Source organism: candidate division TA06 bacterium, assembly GCA_004376575.1.
GTDB lineage: Bacteria > Hydrothermota > DG-26 > E44-bin18 > E44-bin18 > E44-bin18.
The window spans coordinates 1-17,246 of sequence record SOJN01000062.1 but is presented as its reverse complement, the minus strand read 5'-3'; the positions used below and the strand labels follow the sequence as shown (position 1 = coordinate 17,246).

14 protein-coding genes are annotated in these 17,246 nt (G+C 50.0%); 2 read left to right on the top strand and 12 right to left on the bottom strand.

Annotated features, from left to right (window positions below; translation table 11 throughout):
* Positions 1-3: 3 nt before the first annotated feature.
* From E3J62_04800 to E3J62_04760, 9 genes are all read right to left on the bottom strand, one after another.
* The gene (locus E3J62_04800; protein TET46254.1) at positions 4-255 is read right to left on the bottom strand and encodes a hypothetical protein; all 252 of its coding nucleotides are present in this window, start codon (positions 253-255) and stop codon (positions 4-6) included.
* A gap of 59 nt (positions 256-314) precedes the next feature.
* Positions 315-1,148: a hypothetical protein gene (locus E3J62_04795; protein ID TET46253.1), complete on the bottom strand. Its 834-nt coding sequence runs from the start codon at positions 1,146-1,148 to the stop codon at positions 315-317.
* A 104-nt stretch (positions 1,149-1,252) separates the two neighbouring features.
* Entirely contained in the window at positions 1,253-2,290 is a 1,038-nt protein-coding gene (locus E3J62_04790; protein TET46252.1) for a Fic family protein, read from the bottom strand.
* The gene (locus E3J62_04785) at positions 2,283-4,034 is read right to left on the bottom strand and encodes an SAM-dependent DNA methyltransferase (GenBank protein TET46251.1); all 1,752 of its coding nucleotides are present in this window, start codon (positions 4,032-4,034) and stop codon (positions 2,283-2,285) included. The genes E3J62_04790 and E3J62_04785 overlap by 8 nt, the downstream gene beginning before the upstream one ends.
* Positions 4,035-4,849: 815 nt before the next feature.
* Entirely contained in the window at positions 4,850-5,527 is a 678-nt protein-coding gene (locus tag E3J62_04780) for a hypothetical protein (GenBank protein TET46250.1), read from the bottom strand.
* 91 nt (positions 5,528-5,618) lie between these two features.
* Positions 5,619-5,939: a hypothetical protein gene (locus E3J62_04775; protein ID TET46249.1), complete on the bottom strand. Its 321-nt coding sequence runs from the start codon at positions 5,937-5,939 to the stop codon at positions 5,619-5,621.
* A 191-nt stretch (positions 5,940-6,130) separates the two neighbouring features.
* The gene (locus E3J62_04770) at positions 6,131-6,703 is read right to left on the bottom strand and encodes a dCTP deaminase (protein ID TET46248.1); all 573 of its coding nucleotides are present in this window, start codon (positions 6,701-6,703) and stop codon (positions 6,131-6,133) included.
* A 21-nt stretch (positions 6,704-6,724) separates the two neighbouring features.
* Positions 6,725-6,961 (bottom strand): hypothetical protein, encoded by a 237-nt coding sequence (locus tag E3J62_04765; protein TET46247.1) that lies wholly within the window; start codon positions 6,959-6,961, stop codon positions 6,725-6,727.
* Positions 6,961-9,225 (bottom strand): vitamin B12-dependent ribonucleotide reductase, encoded by a 2,265-nt coding sequence (locus tag E3J62_04760; GenBank protein ID TET46246.1) that lies wholly within the window; start codon positions 9,223-9,225, stop codon positions 6,961-6,963. Before E3J62_04760 ends, E3J62_04765 begins: the two co-directional genes overlap by 1 nt.
* Before the next feature lie 595 nt (positions 9,226-9,820).
* On the opposite strand from E3J62_04760, the gene E3J62_04755 reads away from it, so the two are divergent.
* Positions 9,821-12,778, top strand: coding sequence for a hypothetical protein (locus tag E3J62_04755; protein TET46245.1), 2,958 nt, complete (start codon positions 9,821-9,823; stop codon positions 12,776-12,778).
* 27 nt (positions 12,779-12,805) lie between these two features.
* On the top strand, positions 12,806-15,616 hold the full coding sequence (locus E3J62_04750; GenBank protein ID TET46244.1) for a T9SS type A sorting domain-containing protein: 2,811 nt from the start codon (positions 12,806-12,808) through the stop codon (positions 15,614-15,616).
* A gap of 148 nt (positions 15,617-15,764) precedes the next feature.
* Here the strand turns inward: E3J62_04750 and E3J62_04745 are convergent, their stop codons facing one another.
* From E3J62_04745 to E3J62_04735, 3 genes are all read right to left on the bottom strand, one after another.
* Positions 15,765-16,241: a redoxin domain-containing protein gene (locus E3J62_04745; GenBank protein ID TET46243.1), complete on the bottom strand. Its 477-nt coding sequence runs from the start codon at positions 16,239-16,241 to the stop codon at positions 15,765-15,767.
* A gap of 170 nt (positions 16,242-16,411) precedes the next feature.
* On the bottom strand, positions 16,412-16,837 hold the full coding sequence (locus E3J62_04740; protein ID TET46242.1) for a class I SAM-dependent methyltransferase: 426 nt from the start codon (positions 16,835-16,837) through the stop codon (positions 16,412-16,414).
* Positions 16,838-16,843: 6 nt separating this feature from the next.
* Positions 16,844-17,056, bottom strand: a complete 213-nt coding sequence (locus E3J62_04735) for a hypothetical protein (GenBank protein ID TET46241.1) — start codon at positions 17,054-17,056, stop codon at positions 16,844-16,846.
* Positions 17,057-17,246 lie beyond the last annotated feature (190 nt).

Sequence of the window (17,246 nt, the reverse complement as noted above, 5' to 3'; positions counted from 1 at the left end):
ACTTCACGGGAGTACATAGTATGCACCTCGGTCCTTTCCCACGAGCTTCACGACTTCCACATTCTCCAAGTTATTCATTTTCTTCAGCGCTACTTGCCCCCGTGTTTGAGTATCCTGATGTCTTCGGTCAGGCCGAGGGCCTTTTTCCCTGTAATACTTGCCGCCGTTCAGCTTCGCTCTGTAATCATCAACTAAATCATCAACCGATCTGAGACCGGAGTCGAGCGCCGTGCTCTTACCCAGTACTCGTCTCACGGGCCAGTCCTTCCGAACTCCGGCGGTTTTCGGCTGCCGATGGCGCTCTTGAGTGTCGATCACGTCTTGCCGCTCGCATCAAGCTTGGCAATCACGTAGTTTATGAATGCGCTACATGTTACAAGCATATATCTGGCTTCTGGTTCGCCAGCAGACAATTCTTCATTGAACTTACCGTGTCTTATTCCGCCTTCGTCACTTGTCCACCCATAGAGTCTGTCGAAGCCTTCCTTCATTGCAGGGTGAATAGACAGCTTCTTTATCAGGTCCCCCAGTGTTCCCTTCTTACCGAGGAGGATTTGAACCAGAGATTCCACTGCACATATGGATTCTTTTATTGAATTCTTGTAGTCCGGATCTTTCTTGTCGGAATAGTGATCCAGAGCCTTTTCAAGGTGATTACATACGGGTTTGAACTTCTCTGGAAGTCCTAAAGCTTGCTCAACCTCCCTGACCTCCTCTTCAGACGTCAAAGGAGTGACTGTGTTGTCTATGATGCGATAGGGCACTCTTTCTTGTCCGAACACTTGATTGAGTAGGTGCAGGACAAGAATTCTTAGCCGGGCAGGATCTGCCCAATGAGCTGCAAAGAATTCGATAAAGTCATACACCTCATGCCATTCGAGTTGGAAAAACCTCTCCTTGATATTCTTGATCCTATTGGCAGGTAACATGTAGACGAAAGACTGTTGGTCGCCCTTGAAAAACTTGTCCCAGAGCAAATCTGCGAAATCACAGGACGTGGGCGATATGTCGTCGTGCACGTTGCTGTCCATAAACTCGAATGTATTGCCGTAGAAGACGTTCCATATCCTCGTTCTTAGATGATCGGGCATTTCTTCACGCCCAAGCGACTGGTTCACTTCCTTGTGTCCGTATCTTTCAGAAAACAACAATTTAACAACCTCCTCGAATCTGGCACGACCCAGATCCAGTTTTCATTGTCCTTCGCCAGCCGAAATGACAACCTAAATGACAACCTAAACGACAACCAACCTCACTGCAGCACATAGTGCGCTCCCCGGCCTTTTCCCACGAGTTTGACGACCCCCAACTCCCCCAGCTTGTTCATCTCCTTGAGCGCTGCTTGGCGCGTAACTTTGAACATGCTGGCTACCTCGCCGATCCTGATCCCACTACTTTGAGCCAGCTTCTCCACAATTCTCATCTGCCTTTCTGTTAGTGGAATCTGGCCTTTCTTCGTAGTTCTCAATCTTTCAGAACTAAGCCTCACAATCCTTTCCTTCACGGCCAGGGTGCTTGCATTGACGCCCTCGACGAAATACTCAAGCCAACGGGTTGTATCAAGAGTTTTCTGGTCTACTGTCTGCAACGCCCTGTAGTAAGATACTCTGTCTGTGTCATAGTAATCGTCGAGGCAGAAGAACTGCTTGGCGTCGAATCCCCGGAGGTAGAGTATCAGGGTTGCGACTACTCTTGCCGTTCGACCGTTCCCATCAATGAAAGGGTGGATTCTTACGAATTCATAATGGGCTATGCCTGCCTCAATAACGGGATCAAAGGAGTTGGCCCCAGGAGAATTCAGCCAATCAATCAAGTCCCTCATCAGCTCAGGAACATCTGTGTTTGAAGGAGGCCTGAAGATAATCTCGCCTGTTACTCCCCTTGCGACAACAACATACCGGCTGCGATATGCACCGCAATCGGACGGATTGTTCAGGGTCCGTTCGGTCACCAGCTTATGTATGTTCAGGATATTCTTTTCTGTGATTTTGTTTCCGTCTGTCAGCTTGTCAATCTTTTCGAGCACGGAGAGATAGTTCAAGGCTTCCTGCTTGTCCTTACGGCTTGCAATGACTTCACGGCCATCCGCCAAATCAGTGACCTGTTCTAAGGTCAGCTTGTTCCCCTCGATAGCAGTGGAAGAATGCGCGCTTCTTATGATCGTTTCTCGACGAAGGGCCACCTTCCATTGAGGAATGAAAGGAGAATTGAGGATGAGTTCTCTGGCTGCAGCGATTTGGGTCAGATCGCTCACCATCTTTTCGGTGTACCGGAAGTTCGGCTTAAACATAGTCGAGCTCCTTGAGATATCCCTCTATCTTCTTCTCGACCTCTTGAAGCTCCTTCTCAGTCCTTTGGATTTCTTTCCATTCCTTTGAGATATCAATCTCTTCGATTTCCTCTTCGGGGAAGACGTATAGAGTGACGTTCAGGTTGAAGTCGTTCTTCTGCAACTCCTCAATGGAAACTGGACGTGAGAATCCCTCAAGCTCCTGGAAAGTCTGAAAGGCGTTTGCTATCTTGTGTCGGTGCGCCTCACCCAGACGGTTGAGCTTGCGAACGTGGGGGTGCTGCTCATACTCGCCGCTGGCATTGATGAATAGGACCTTGCCTTTGCGTGCAGAGGGTTTACGCTTGTTGAAAAAGAGAACGGCACCGGGTGCGCCAGTATTGTAAAACAGCTTTGCCGGCAAGAGAACCACTGCCTCAAGCAAATCTGCCTTCACAACCCCCGCACGGATAGATTTCTCCTTTCCACCGCGAAACAAGCAGCCATTGTCAATCACTATCCCGACCCGGCCCTTCTTTGGATTGGTTGAGGCCAGCATGTGCTGAATCCACGCCCAGTCCGCGGACTGCTTCGTCGGATAACCCCAGGAGAAGCGTTCGCGCCAGAACTCGCCTTTCTTTAAGCTTTCCTCAGGGTACCCGTCCTGGTTCCAGGGTGGATTCGCCATCACGACATCGAAAACCTTCAGGCTGTCACCATCCTTGAATTTGGGATAGTACAACGTGTCACCTGCAACGAGCTGTACGTTACGGATATCGTGGATGTAGAGGTTCATTCTTGCCAGAGCCAGGGTCTTGCGGTTCACCTCCTGTCCAAACAAGAAGAGCCGTTCCTTTGCCGCCTTCTCATTTTGATCCTTAAGATGCTGGTACGACGTGATGAGCATACCGGCAGAACCAAGCGCAGGATCGTAGACACTTTCGCCAGCCTTGGGACTGAGTATGTGTGCAAGCAGCTTGATTACCTCCCGCGGAGTGTACACCTCGCCCTCCTTCGCCTTCTGAGGCGCGAAGTAGCCAAGAATCCATTCATAAGCATCGCCGAGAAGGTCAGGTGACACATGACGCAAGGATTGGCTGCTGAACAACTCGACCAGTTGCCGCAGGATTTCGGCGTTCTCCCGATCGGTCGTGAACTGAACGAAGTCTACATTCTCGAATACGTCTCTCAGTTCGGGATTCCGCTCAGCCAGTATCTTCATTGCTTTCGAGAATGCCTCGGGAATTCGCGCGGGATCTTTGCGAATACCTTCCCAGAGGTACTCTGCCGGAATGTCGAAATCGTGGTAAGTAGCAACGGCTGCCTCTCGTTCGGCCTCCCTCTCGCTCAACCCATCAGCTTTGGCATCAGCCATTGCCTTCTCAAACTGCATGTCCCATTTGTCGCTGATTCGCTTATAGAACAAGAGTACTAAGATGAAGGCGTAATCAACCCGCGTACGAATCAGGTCCGCTGCCTTTTTAAGCAAGGCATCGAGGTCTCCCCGAGACAACTGCGAGAAACTCTCGGAAATCATCTCCACCTCGCTCTTCAGTCTATAGAGCCTCTTGCGAGCATCTCCAGGGTCTGGTTGCGCGTCTACCAGCCCGGCTTTTCTAAGCTGCGAAAGTGCGATGTTGACCTGCTGCCGGCTGTCCCCGATGGGTCCCGCCTTCAAGACTCGAGTTGCGTCACTAGACCGAAAGGTTCTGTCTTTAAACTCTCTACGCAGAACTTCATACCGCGTCTTGAGCCATGGCTTCATGTCCCTTCCTTTCTGTTAATCAGATAACCGTTTTTTCAAAAACGTTTATATAATATATGGTTTGTCCGTGGATATCAAGTAGAAAATTATCGTTCTCCCGAGGACCCGGCAATTCTCTTACAGCCCTCTCCTTTTCCATGTCTGGCACGCCCTGCCTACTTCGTCTTTGGAAAGGTTATGCGTTTCTGCGCCTGGCAATGCCTTTTTGGGGTGCCGGCAGGGGTGTGTGGTGAGCTGTAAGCGTTGGATGTTGCTGGTTGCAGTGTGGCCATTGGGGTCAAACCTTGCGTTTTGCGTTTTCGCCGCCAATCGAGGGTCAAAAGTGGAAGATTATCTGCCTGTCCCCGTACGTCCTGTCTAATGCACCGTCTCAAGGCTCAGTATGTGGCACCATCTTGTAGACATACACCACGTTTGCATCTCCCTCTCCCCCACTAGGCTCACCCTTCATCCCATATTTGTCTTGCAGTAGCTTTTCTACAGCTTCAGCCACTTTCTGTGAACTGACCTCCTGGGATTTATGTAAGTCATCCTTTTCCTCTGACAGATGGTGCTCAACAAATCTTCTGACAACGTTATTCGTTTTTCCAGCATACCATTTGGTCAGATGAGTGAATTCGTCTGGGTCCTACTTCTTAACTGACTGGAGCAGCTTGTCTCTTGTCTGTTCTACTTCCTGCTCTTCAGCCTCAGTCAGTTTCTTCTCTGCCATTTCACGCCTCCTGTGTGTCGAGCGCTGCGGATTTCAGACAGAAATGCTTATCTTCAGAGTCCAATTGCGGAAGATGTCACATTTCAGACAGAATCGCTCATCATCATCGCAGCTCATCTATTTTGAATCCCAACTTCGCAGAGATGTTTTCGATTTCAATGGGGTCATAATCGTGAAAATCACACATTGCCCGATACCATGCATGGGCGCCTGTCTTCCAATCTGTCTTGATTTTGAAGACATAATACGCATCGTGATATGACTCAAATGTATCTCTGTAGAGCATCAAAGCATGTATGAAAAACACACCGTCAGACCTTGAGAAAGACGGCGTGTTCTCGTAAACACCGATGATGCTGACTGAGTCCCGTGGAGGCACGTATCTGGAGAAGCGGGACGTATCATCGGAAAACTTGCCAAACTTACTGTCTACACTGAGAAGAGAATCCCTCACGTCAAGGTCCCTTTTATCCAGGGACCAAGGATAGAGACCACCGAGCACAATTCGTGCTTGGGTGTTTCCGTCGTTCTTAACCCAGATACAAACAGTCATTGTTTTCAAGGGATACCGGTCATGTGGCTCCCGGAAGAATTCAGGGGGATCTAGTCTGATCTTGAGAAACGGCCTAAGAAGCTCTTGATAGCTTCTTGCTATTATTCTGGTTTGCTCTCGCATCTCTGAGACCAGATGGAATGTAAGAATGACATATATGGCTGTCAAAACAGCCAGTATGGTCGTCGCCCAAGCACTCGCTATCGCTGTTTTCCTTTTCCAATGCACGCTGAGGAGACTCCTGTTCTGTCAGACTCCTGGTGACTGAGATCGGCGCGAACCGTGGACACCTTAGAATCTCAAGCTTTGATGGCGCCAGCTATCGGCTTCTTTTGACTATCCGTCTACGAGACCGTGAGAGATTCTGTATTAGAACAGTCATGTCCTTCTTCTGGGCTATTTCCTTGGCCTTGCTCAGATCTTTTTGCGGCACCAGAAGCTCTCTCTTCACTCCCTTTTGGGTTTTAAGTCGGCTCAAGGACTTCTGAATGCCAGCTCGAGAACCGCTGCGCTCAATCTCAGTCGCCCGGTGTCCTTTTTTGACATCCAACCTGCGTCGGCCCTTAATCGGCACCTCGCGACGACCGGTGCGACCGGCAATGCGGCCTTGTATGCGTCTGTGAGTACTACGTTTTGCCATAGTCGGCCTCCTTTATGATACGCCATTGTCCGGCGTTTCGAATTGCAGATAACAACACTTATTCACGAGGTACCTGTAAATCTCCAGAGGCTTTGCCCTGCACTGATGCTCACTGCATCACCGTGCCCGAACATAACTCTTGCTCACCTCGACAGATCACAAAACGTATTGCGTCATCTCCTTTCCGAATGTCAAGGTTCTTTCCGCCTGTCCGTTTTTGGCAACGTTATCTTTTTCTGGGCCTGGTAGCGCCCTTTCTTGTCTGCGTACGAGACTTCACACACTTCATCAGATTCGATGAAGATAAGTTGAGCGATCCCTTCGTTCGCATATATTTTGGTCTCGACCGGAGAAGTATTCGATATCTCAATGGTGGCAAACCCTTCCCATTCTGGTTCGAACGGTGTAACATTCACTATTATGCCACATCTTGCATAGGTTGATTTACCAAGGCAAATGGTGAGCACGTTTCTGGGTATCTTGAAATACTCCACTGATCTTCCCAGCACAAAACACCCGGCGGGTATGATGCAGTGATCGGACTTCACGGATTCAAAAGCACTCTCTGGGAGCGACTTGGGATCCAGAACAGGGATGCCGTTCCCCTTGAATATCTTAAAATCATCAGATATCCGCACATCATATCCGTATGAAGAGAGTCCATAGGAGATCACAGATCCGTCCGCGTTTCTCTCCGCAAATGGTTTTATCATATCCTTCTGCAGAGCCATTCTTCTTATCCATGAGTCGGGTTTAATCGGCAAGTGTTCTCTCCCGTGGTGCGGCTATCTTGAAACCTTATCCGGTTTGTCATTCTTGCGGAAGCAGAAATCCAGTGATTTTGCCTCGCCCTGGATTCCCGTTTTCACGGGAATGACGGAACAACCGCATACAATCTTCAACAAGTGAGCGGAAGCCCTCGTACACAACGCAATCAGCTCATTCTTTAACCCTGGGCCTGGAATCGCAAACCTACTCTCAGTCTTCTCCCTGACAGTAATGGGCGTTTTGAGACAGACCATCAATAGCATCTGCTGAACCCGCAGTTGTAGCACTTCATGCAACCCTCTTCGAAAACCATTATAGAACCACACTCTGCACAAATGTTCGCACGATTCTCCATAGTTCTCTTCATCTTCTCGTCATCCGCTTTCTTACCCACCGAATCGCGAAGACCTTCGACCAGTTTCTCCCTGAACAAGTCCGGCACCTCTTTCCGCTTCAGGTATCTTTCAAGAGCCTTGGCAATAGCATCGGGTGCTGAGAGTATCAGGTCACCGTTGTCCCAAACAGGCGATGGCCCGGATATTCCCTTAAGCTGCCTGACTATGGATTTGACATCTACGCCCGATCTGAGCGCAAGAGAGATCAATCTGCTGATAGCCTCTGACTGAGCAGCAGCATTACCCCCCGCCTTTCCAATGTTCGTGAATACCTCGCACAGGCCTGTGTCATCTTCGTTTACAGTCAGGTAGAGTGTACCGTCACCAGTTTTGATCTTCTCTGTCAACCCAACTGTCAAAACAGGTCGTGGCCTGGGGCCCTTTGGCTTGGCTTGTCTCTCCTTCTGCCCGATGTTGAGAACCTGTACATCTCTGCTTCCATCTCTGTAGACGGTAATCCCTTTGCATCCGAGCTTGTAGGCGAGCAGGTAGGCATCCTTGACATCATCCACAGTCGCATTGTTTGGGAAGTTTATCGTCTTGGATACCGCGTTATCAGTATGTTTCTGAAAGGCTGCCTGCATACGGACATGCCATTCAGGGGCGATATCCAGTGCTGTAACAAATGCTTCTCGAATATCTTTCGGCACCTTTTCCATATCTTTTATGGAGCCCTTTTCCGCAACTTCATTGAACAACTCCTCCGAATATAACCCCTTCTCCTTCATGACATTCTCGAAAGTCCTATTCACATAAAGGAGTCTACTCCCTTCCATCACGGCTTTTACATAGCAAAGCGCAAAAAATGGCTCTATGCCACTTGAACAATCCGCAATCATTGAAATCGTTCCTGTGGGTGCTATGGTAGTTACGGCCGCGTTTCTGATGGCTTCATACTTGCCTTTCCAAATCGACTTTTGAAAATTGGGAAAAGAACCACGTTTCTTGCCCAGCTCAACTGAGGCAGCCCTGGCCTCCTTCCCTATGAAACTCATGATTTTCTCCGCAATCCTTACAGCCTCCCGTGAATCGTGGGGCACCCACATCCTCGCTAGCACATCGGCAAACCCCATGACGCCAAGACCAATCTTCCTGTTGGCAAGTGTCTTCTCCTTTATCTCAGGTATGGGGTAGTTGTTCATCTCTATGACATTGTCCAGGAAATGGACCGCCTTGTGCGCGGTCTCCCCCAACTTCTGCCAGTCAATCTCATCTCCTCTCATCATCTTGCCAAGATTTATCGAGCCCAGGTTGCATGATTCATAGGGCAATAGTGGTTGCTCTCCACACGGATTGGTCGATTCCATTTCTCCGACGTGCGGCGTGGGATTGAACTGGTTTATCCTGTCGATGAAGATTACTCCGGGGTCGCCATTCCTCCACGCGTTCTCTGCGATGAGTTGGAAAACGTCGGATGCATCCAGGCTTCCAAGCACCTCTTTCGTTCTCGGATTCAACAAGTCGTATTTCTCTTTTCTCTCCAATCCTTTCATGAAAGCATCTGTCAGAGCTACCGAAATATTGAAGTTGTTCAAGAGGTCACTGTCCTGTTTGCAGGTTATGAACTCCAGGATATCAGGATGGTCTGCCCTGAGTATCGCCATGTTCGCGCCTCTCCTCGTCCCCCCCTGCTTTATCGCCTCTGTAGCAGCATCAAACACTCTCATGAAGGATATTGGACCGCTAGAAACTCCACTGGTAGAACGGACAACATCGTTCTTTGGTCTTATCCTGGAAAAGGAAAATCCGGTGCCACCACCACTCTTGTGTATGAGGGCTGTATTCTTGACAGCCTCAAATATCGATTCCATAGAGTCTTCTATCGGAAGAACAAAACAGGCTGAAAGTTGCTGGAGGTCCCTCCCCGCGTTCATCAAAGTCGGCGAGTTTGGAAGGAATTCCAATGAGGTCATCATATCGAGAAATTCCTCTTCGCTTCTCTGCACATCCTTTTCAGAACCAAATGCTCCGTCTGCACTGGCGATGTTTTTCGCAACTCTTCTGAACATCTGTTCCGGCGTTTCGATCACCTCTCCGCTATTGCTTTTTTCCAGATAGCGCCTTTGCAGAACCGCCAGAGCGTTTGAGGATAGATTAACCTTGGATTCGGTTTTGACTGTCATCTCTATGTGCCTCCCAAACATTTATTGACTGTCTCTGCTCAGGCCACAAGGATGAACGGAGATATTCCGCATAAGTCTAAGTGGTTACGCAATTTAGCCTGAGCAAACCCCTCCCATCCATCTGAAAGTGTAGCACTCACATCTTCGCCTGTCAAGAAGAAAATACAAAATGTTGTATGCCTGAGGAACGTAACCACTATTTGTTGTGGTTTTGAACCTCTAAATCACTGTTACCCCGATGAGAACGGTGGTTCCTTAAAGTCCATTCTTAAGATACTGTGATTCTCAGCGCTTCTGAAGGCGTGTTCATAGATTACATAATGTAATCAGTGTAAGCGACTTAATGCCAAATTGTTAGAAAGACGCAATACCCAGATTACTCCGGCTTCACCGGCCTGGGCACAAATGTGAACAGTCGGTCCTCGGTTGCATCACCACACAATTGAACTCTCTCCGTTTGAGGAGTCTTTGACCGAAGCCCGGGCTCAATTGTCGACTGGGCAAGCTTGATCCACCTTAAAGCTTGACATCTGCCATAATATATATAGAATTTCTATCAGGGAGGTACTCTGTTACACAGCGAAAGGAAAGAAGCATGCATAGAGCTTTGTCTGTGGTTGCCGCGCTTGCGGCCGCTTTTTTATTGACAGCAGGTCCTACCAGCGCTTTCTGGACCAATACCGACTACTCCGCGGTGCCAGATCCAAGAATTGAGCTTGTTGAGTCTTCGGCATCTGGCTGCATACTCGAGATATACGTTCCCAGAATATGGGTAGAGGATGTTACCGACAATGGGCAGCTCTTCCAGAAGCTGTCTCTGACCGGAGCTGGCACTGCCGGAAGAATTGGAGAGCCCGGACTGCCGGTATACGCAAGATGGCTCTCCCTGCCTACGACAAGCTCTCTCACGGCAGAACTGGTCGAGGCAGAGTACATAGAACTGGATGGCTACAATATCTATCCAGTCCAGAAACCACTGCCTGAATTGGTAGAGGAGCCTCAAACATTCACCATAAATCTGGGCGCGTATTCCCGAGACAGGTATCTTCCAGAAAACAGGGTGGCTGTTGGAGACCCCTGCATACTCAGAAATCTCAGGATGGCTCAAGTTTCTGTCTATCCCATTCAGTTCAATCCCGTGAAACGCAAAATCAGAGTGGCGACACGGATGCGCGTAAAGGTAACTTTTGACGGCCACTCGAATAAGAATGTACTTCGAAGAACCGATACAGGCACGAAAGCATTTCAACTCCTCCAGAAGGATTTCATCCTTAACTACAGGCCCACTGGAGAGCATCCCGGATCCTACCTGATAATTACGGCAGATACTTTCGCTTCTGCAATACAGCCTCTCGCCGACTGGAAAAGCCAGAAGGGATTACCCACGGTGTTGACAAAACTCTCTGAAATTCCCCCAGGCGACAGTGCCGCCATACACGATCACATCAGAAATGCTTACGAATCCTGGCCAGTTCCCCCAGAATACGTCCTGCTTGCAGGAGACGTGGAATTCCTTCCGACTGGCATGCATCCAGGGATTTACCCCCCGCCGTGGGGCTATTACTTTGAATTCGGAACCGATCACTGCTTCTCTCTGGTGGCCGGCGATGACATATTCTCCGACCTCTTTATCGGCAGGCTGCCTGTCAACTCAGCCGAAGAGTGTTCGGTTGTTGTAGCCAAGCTGCTGGACTATGAGGTCACTCCAGACAGCACAAACACGATCTGGTTTGAGCACGCTTCAACGGTTGGCGTGAAGCAATCCGGAAGAATATTCCAAAGGACGTGTCGGACAATCAGAAACATAATGCTGTCCAGTGGATATACTCAGGTCGATACGCTCTTCGAGGGGAGCAGTCCACCGGGTTTTGCCACCCCACAGGACATTTCTGATTCCCTTAATCAAGGCAGGACTTTTCTCGTTTTCAGAGGACACGGCGGCCAGGACGGTTGGTGGACAGATGGACATTTCAATATACTCTCTACCGAACATGTCGACACCCTGAAAAACGCGAGAAGCTGTCCTATAGTGATTGCGCCCACCTGCCTTGCGAATGCCTTCTTTGACGAAGCTCAGGAGTGCATGGGTGAGGCTTTCCTCCTGCAAAATAATGGATCCGCGGGTTACTTCGGGGCCACGGACGTGAGTTACTCCTTCTGGAATGATTCACTCGCTATCGGAATCTTCAGGGGGATATTCGAGGAAGGGGCTTACCATTTCCAGCAGGCCTGCAACTATGGAAAGCTCCATATGGAGAAATATTTCCCTCTCTCGGATCCTGATACCGCCGAGATAACGACACAGGAGTTCTTCTTCATGAACATACTCGGAGACCCCGAGCTGCCGCTTCTGACAGACACGCCAAAGCCCCTGGCTGTGACCCACGAGGATACAATCGGAAGAGGACCGCAACAGCTGAGCGTTTACGTTGAATCTCAGCTTGTACCTGTTCGTGATGCCCTTGTGTGCGCCAGGAAAGGTGCGGAGGTGTACGCCAGCGGCTACACGGATGGCGCAGGGCTTATCAACCTGGACGTGAATCCCATTACCAAGGGTGATATGGACATTACTGCGACTGCTCAAAACTCTTTCCCTTACACTGGCGGGATAGCAGTCATCGGCGCTCCGGCTGCTCCGATCCTTATATCACCAGCAGACGAGGCTCTCCTTGCTGACACCATACCTCAGTTCCTGTGGACCACAACTGCGGGGGACAGCGGCACCTATGAACTTACGCTTGCCAGGGATTCCGCATTCACCGTAGACCCGGTTGTTGTTGACTCGTTGACTGACACAACATACTCATTCCCAACTGGACTCGAAGATGGCATCTATTTCTGGGGAGTACAGGCCTTTGACGATGATCAAGTGGGGAGCGGATACCAGGACCACCCCTTTTCATTCACTGTTGACTGTACCCCTCCGGAGTTCTCCAATACTACCACGATATCCGACACTTCTTATCAGGGCCCCTTTGACATATATTCGATGATCACAGATTTGAGCGGGGTCTCCTCACCGACTCTTCATTTCCGTGTTACCCCTGATAGTGGATGGTCCGCAGTGCTGATGGACTCGGCAACGGCCCCAGACAGCTTCCATGCACAGATACCTGCTCAAATCAGCGGCGTGACTGTTAACTTTTACCTTTCTGCATCAGATAACTCCGACCCCGCGAATTCAAGCACAGACCCGGCCGATGCTCCTACCACCTATTACTTCTTTAACATCATAGCGGTTGGAATCGAAGAGATGAAAAGAGTACACCTACCACAGGTGTTCAGTCTCGGCCAGGCCACCCCCAATCCCTTTGAGAGTAAAACGTGGATATCCTACCAGGTACCGGAAAAGTGCCGCGTGCGAATGGCAGTCCATGACGCTGCTGGACGGCTAATAAGAGAGATTGTCGACGAGACTCTTGAGCCGGGATACTATCGGGCAATGTGGAAAGGAGTTGATTCCGCGGGTAACAGAATGCCGGCTGGTGTCTATTTCTGTCGGATGTACACATCGGAGTTCTGTGAGTCGATAAAGGTCCTGCATTTGAGGTAACAAACCTGTAAAACGGGAGGAAGGAAGATGAGATTTTTTGTCGCTCTATTCTCAGTTCTTGTCGCTGTCTCCATGTTGGCGCCTAATTCGAGCGCTTTTGTGGGGATAACTGATGACCTGGCAAAAGTGATGGAGAAAGCAGACACGGATGAAAAAATAAGAGTAAATATAATGATGGATAGAACTGCGGATTACGCCAGACTCATCAGGAAGGCACAGGGCCTTAGCAGAAAAGAAAGAAGAGAAAGGGCAATATCTGAAATGGGGCGAGTCGCAGAAGAGACACAGGCCGAGCTGAGGAGATTTCTTGCAGAACAGGAACAGGCTGGCAGGGTGTTCGACGTTCGGGTCCTTCTTGGCGTAAATGGCATCAACGCATACATGACAAAAGAAGTAATAGAGGAATCAATACTGTTTGAGGGTGTTAGAAGCATCGACTGGGACGAAATCATACCCGATGAATTTCTTTTTGACGTGAACGTTAACGAGGATAACCCATTCTTCATCACCGCCACGGATACAGGCTGGGGAGTCCAGAAGATTAACGCACCTCAGGTCTGGGATCTGGGGATCACAGGCGCAGGCGTCCTTGTTGGAATACTCGACAGTGGCGTCAACTACAACCACGTCGACCTTGCAGACCACCTGTGGGATGGCGGTCTACTGTATCCCCACCACGGATATGATTTCTATGATAATGACGATGACCCGATGGATCTAAGTGGACACGGAACTCAATGCGCTGGTATTGTGGCTGGTGACGGAACAGCAGGGACTCAGACCGGGGTTGCGCCAGACGCCACTGTTATGTGCCTTAGGATTGGCGGCACTGAAAGCACAATCTGGATGGGCTCAGATTTTGCCATTCTCCAGGGGGCGGATGTGATCAGCAGTTCGTACAGCTGGAAGTATCCGATGGATCCCGACTATGTAGCCTGGCGCGACCAGGCAGTGGCTGAACTTGCAGCTGGATTGATAAGGGCAAACTCCATCGGTAATCAGGGACACCTGCAAGGTACGTATCCAATACCCTATAACATAGCCACTCCTGGAAACTGCCCCGCAGCCTGGCTTCATCCAGATCAGACACTGATAGGGGATGTCAGTTCAACAATGGGCTGTGGCGCAGTAGAGGACACGGACATTATCAAGAGCTATTCGGGAAGAGGCCCTGCAGCCTGGGAGCGTACCGACTTTCCTGTCTATTATCAGGACTACCCCTGGGACGATGGAAATCAGATGGGGCTTCTGAAACCCGACGTGTGTGCTCCCACAGATGTTCCGAGTTTGAGTCGTACTAACAACACCGGATACACACCCAGCTTTGGCGGCACCTCTGCTGCCACTCCTCACCTCGGCGGTGCCATGTGTCTTATCCTCTCGGCCGACACCATGCAGACGCCTGAAATCATCTGCCAGAGGCTTCAGATGAATGCGGTTGAGCTTGGGAGTCCGGGGAAGGACAACGTATATGGCGCGGGCCGGATAGACGTGTTCGCCGCGATCACCTCGAGCCAATACTCGATGGTAACAATCCAGGATTATCAGGTCGTTGACAGTGTCGGAGGTGACAACGACGGAAGAGTCGAAGTGGGCGAAACAGCGGACCTCATCCTGACATTGAAAGCAAGTGCGGCGTGGGCCGATGCCGACAGTGTCACCGTGACACTGAGCACTGGTGATACTACCATTAGTATAATCGACTCAACTTCTTACATAGGTCTCATGCTCAAAGATTCCACGGCAACCAACGTTGCTGATCCGCTAACCTTCACTTTTGTGGCAGGAGAGCCACACTGGACCCAGCTTGACCTGAACATAACTGCGGTACCAGAGAATTTCGATGAAGACGACTCGATATCCATGATTATCGGTCAGCCGTCTCTAATACTTGTTGACGATGACGCAGGCGCAACCTACGAGAGCTACTACAAAACGGCTCTGGACACTCTGGTGGGGCTCTACGACGAATGGGAGATTGAGACCCAGGGGTCGCTTCCAGTGTCAGGACCGTACAGTCTGGACGACCACGAGGTGGCTATCTGGTTCACGGGAAACGATGCTTCCCCAACGATTCTCTCAGACGAAGACACTACCAGACTCGGGGTATTTCTTGACGCCGGCGGGAAGTTCTTCATCAGCAGTCAAAACCTCGGAAGTGCCCTGTCATCTACTCCCTTCTACCAGGAGAGGCTCCACGCGGACTTCGTGACTGAAAACGCAGACAACAATTTGTGCACTGGCGTTCCTGGAGATGAGATAGGCGACACACTCAGACTTGTTCTACAGGGGAGCGGGGGCGCAGGCAATGCTGACTCGGAAGACAGAATATCGCCAAACCCTGGTGCCGATTCGTGTTTCTACTACACCACCTTTGGTGGCGCTTCGGCAATCAAGTATGATTCTGGCATATACAAGGTTGTCTACTTCGGATTTCCGTTCGAAGCAATACACCAGGTTTCAATATATGCCGGTCAGGATACGGTGATGGCAAGGATACTCAAATGGCTATGGGAACCGTCAACAGGCGTTGAGGAACAGATCACCGAACATCTCAGGCCGGAGTTCTCACTAAGACATGGTTTCCCCAACCCTTTCCGTACCTCTACATCCATCTACTACTCGGTAAGTACTTCCTCGGAAATAGACCTCTCAGTCTTTGACACTGCGGGAAGGCTTGTGAAGAACCTGGCAACTGGCAAGACCCTGGCAGGAAATCATACGACATGCTGGGACGGAATTGATGACTCAGGAGAAAAAACGCCAGCCGGAGTTTACTTCGTCAGGCTCACGGCGGGAGACAATTCAGCAACCAGAAAGTTGACTCTTGTCAGATAGTGAACGATCTTGATTATCAAAAGGTGGCCGCCCATTCCACACGGGAGGGCGGCCACTTCATGTTGCCTCGATGTTGCTGTTTCTTTGATCTCACCTGATCACCTCATCAACAAGAGTGTGGGCCCCTGGGCGGAGATGAGGTGCAACATCAAGCTTTCTTCCGCTGCTTGAGAAAATCTATTATTTCATCTAAGTCTGGCGCTTTGTCCATATCATACAATTTGAAAAACACCACCTTCTCATTTTCATCCACGACGACATTCGCCCTTTCAGAGAATCCTTCCTCTTCCCTAAAAATGCCATAGAGCTCTGCAATCCCGCCGTGGGGCCAGAAATCTGACAGAAGACGAGTATTTTCTATCTGCAGATTTTCAGCCCAGGCCCTCTTCGATGGAACAGTATCAACGCTTACCCCTACTGCGACAGTGTTCAGTGAGTCAAAGGTTTCCTTATTCTCCTCCAGAGCCTTCATCTGCATGGCGCACACCTCTGTCCAGGCCAGCGGATGAAAAGAGATGAGCACCGTCTTGCCGGCAAAATCCGTCAACTTGAACTCTTTCCCGTTCTGGTCTTTCAGGGTAAAATCATAAACTTCTTTGCCGATATTTACTCTTCCGTTTCCCATAATATGGATCTCCTTTCCCTGGCCCAAGAAAGATTATCACACACCGGAGACCAAATCTCCAACTGCATCAGAACAGCATCAATACCAAGAGTAGTTTTCGATACCCCACTATACAAACGCCCTGCAATCGGTCAAGGTCTATTTTTTCGAAATGAGGCCTTATATGAGGCTCAGACGACCACATATCTGACCCACCAGAAACACCTGCCCACGTGTACCTGAAGGTCACTTGACAAGCGTGACAAGATGTTATTCAGATCCCTGGCGCCGTAGTAGTTCTTGAGCACCTCATGTTTTGAGGCGTCAGAGAGTTCTCGCAACTTGAAGGTATCTTCTGTCCCAGGCCGCCTAACCACTTCTCCGCCTATGCCAGGCACGTATACATTATCAGCCATAAACACAACTGCATCAATGCCTATCCTCTCATGGAACCCGCGCAAAAACCGATTGATTCGAGCCTTCGGGAAATGGGAAAGCCAGAAGCTGGCGAGCCCCGCATTGAATGTCCCCGACACCGACTCCAGCGAATAAGCATCGCCTTCGCTGAATTCCACTCTATCAGGCGGCAGCCCTTTCTCTCGGGCGATAGTGAGCACCTCTGGTCACATATCGATAGCCACTACGTATTCACACACCCTCGCGACAATCTCGGTCCAGAAGCCTGTGCCGCAGGCGACTTCAAGAACTCGGCGATCGGACAGGGTTTCTTTCATCGCCGTAGCAATGGCTGCCTGTTCACTCTGACGGACCGGATCGTCCCGCAGATAGATCTCCTCGTATTCTTCTGCCCGAAGATCATAGTACTTGTCAACCATCTTAACCACCACCTGCTATTGGGGACGGTGCCCTCCGAATACTCGAAGGACAGGCTTGACATTTGACATTTTGAGTTTTTAGCTTTCTAGGCCAGTTCTGTTGTACGTTGCAATACAATAACTTACACTCACACCTTGGGGACGGTGCCCTCCGAATACTCGAAGGACAGGCTTGACATTTGACATTTTG

What these genes read in the sequence shown, in the direction of transcription:
- E3J62_04765 (TET46247.1), bottom strand. Translation starts at nt 6,961, where the DNA reads ATGGTCTGTCTCAAAACGCCCATTACTGTCAGGGAGAAGACTGAGAGT.
- E3J62_04790 (TET46252.1), bottom strand. Translation starts at nt 2,290, where the DNA reads ATGTTTAAGCCGAACTTCCGGTACACCGAAAAGATGGTGAGCGATCTG.
- E3J62_04775 (TET46249.1), bottom strand. Translation starts at nt 5,939, where the DNA reads ATGGCAAAACGTAGTACTCACAGACGCATACAAGGCCGCATTGCCGGT.
- E3J62_04745 (TET46243.1), bottom strand. Translation starts at nt 16,241, where the DNA reads ATGGGAAACGGAAGAGTAAATATCGGCAAAGAAGTTTATGATTTTACC.
- E3J62_04755 (TET46245.1), top strand. Translation starts at nt 9,821, where the DNA reads ATGCATAGAGCTTTGTCTGTGGTTGCCGCGCTTGCGGCCGCTTTTTTA.
- E3J62_04760 (TET46246.1), bottom strand. Translation starts at nt 9,225, where the DNA reads ATGACAGTCAAAACCGAATCCAAGGTTAATCTATCCTCAAACGCTCTG.
- E3J62_04785 (TET46251.1), bottom strand. Translation starts at nt 4,034, where the DNA reads ATGAAGCCATGGCTCAAGACGCGGTATGAAGTTCTGCGTAGAGAGTTT.
- E3J62_04735 (TET46241.1), bottom strand. Translation starts at nt 17,056, where the DNA reads ATGGTTGACAAGTACTATGATCTTCGGGCAGAAGAATACGAGGAGATC.
- E3J62_04750 (TET46244.1), top strand. Translation starts at nt 12,806, where the DNA reads ATGAGATTTTTTGTCGCTCTATTCTCAGTTCTTGTCGCTGTCTCCATG.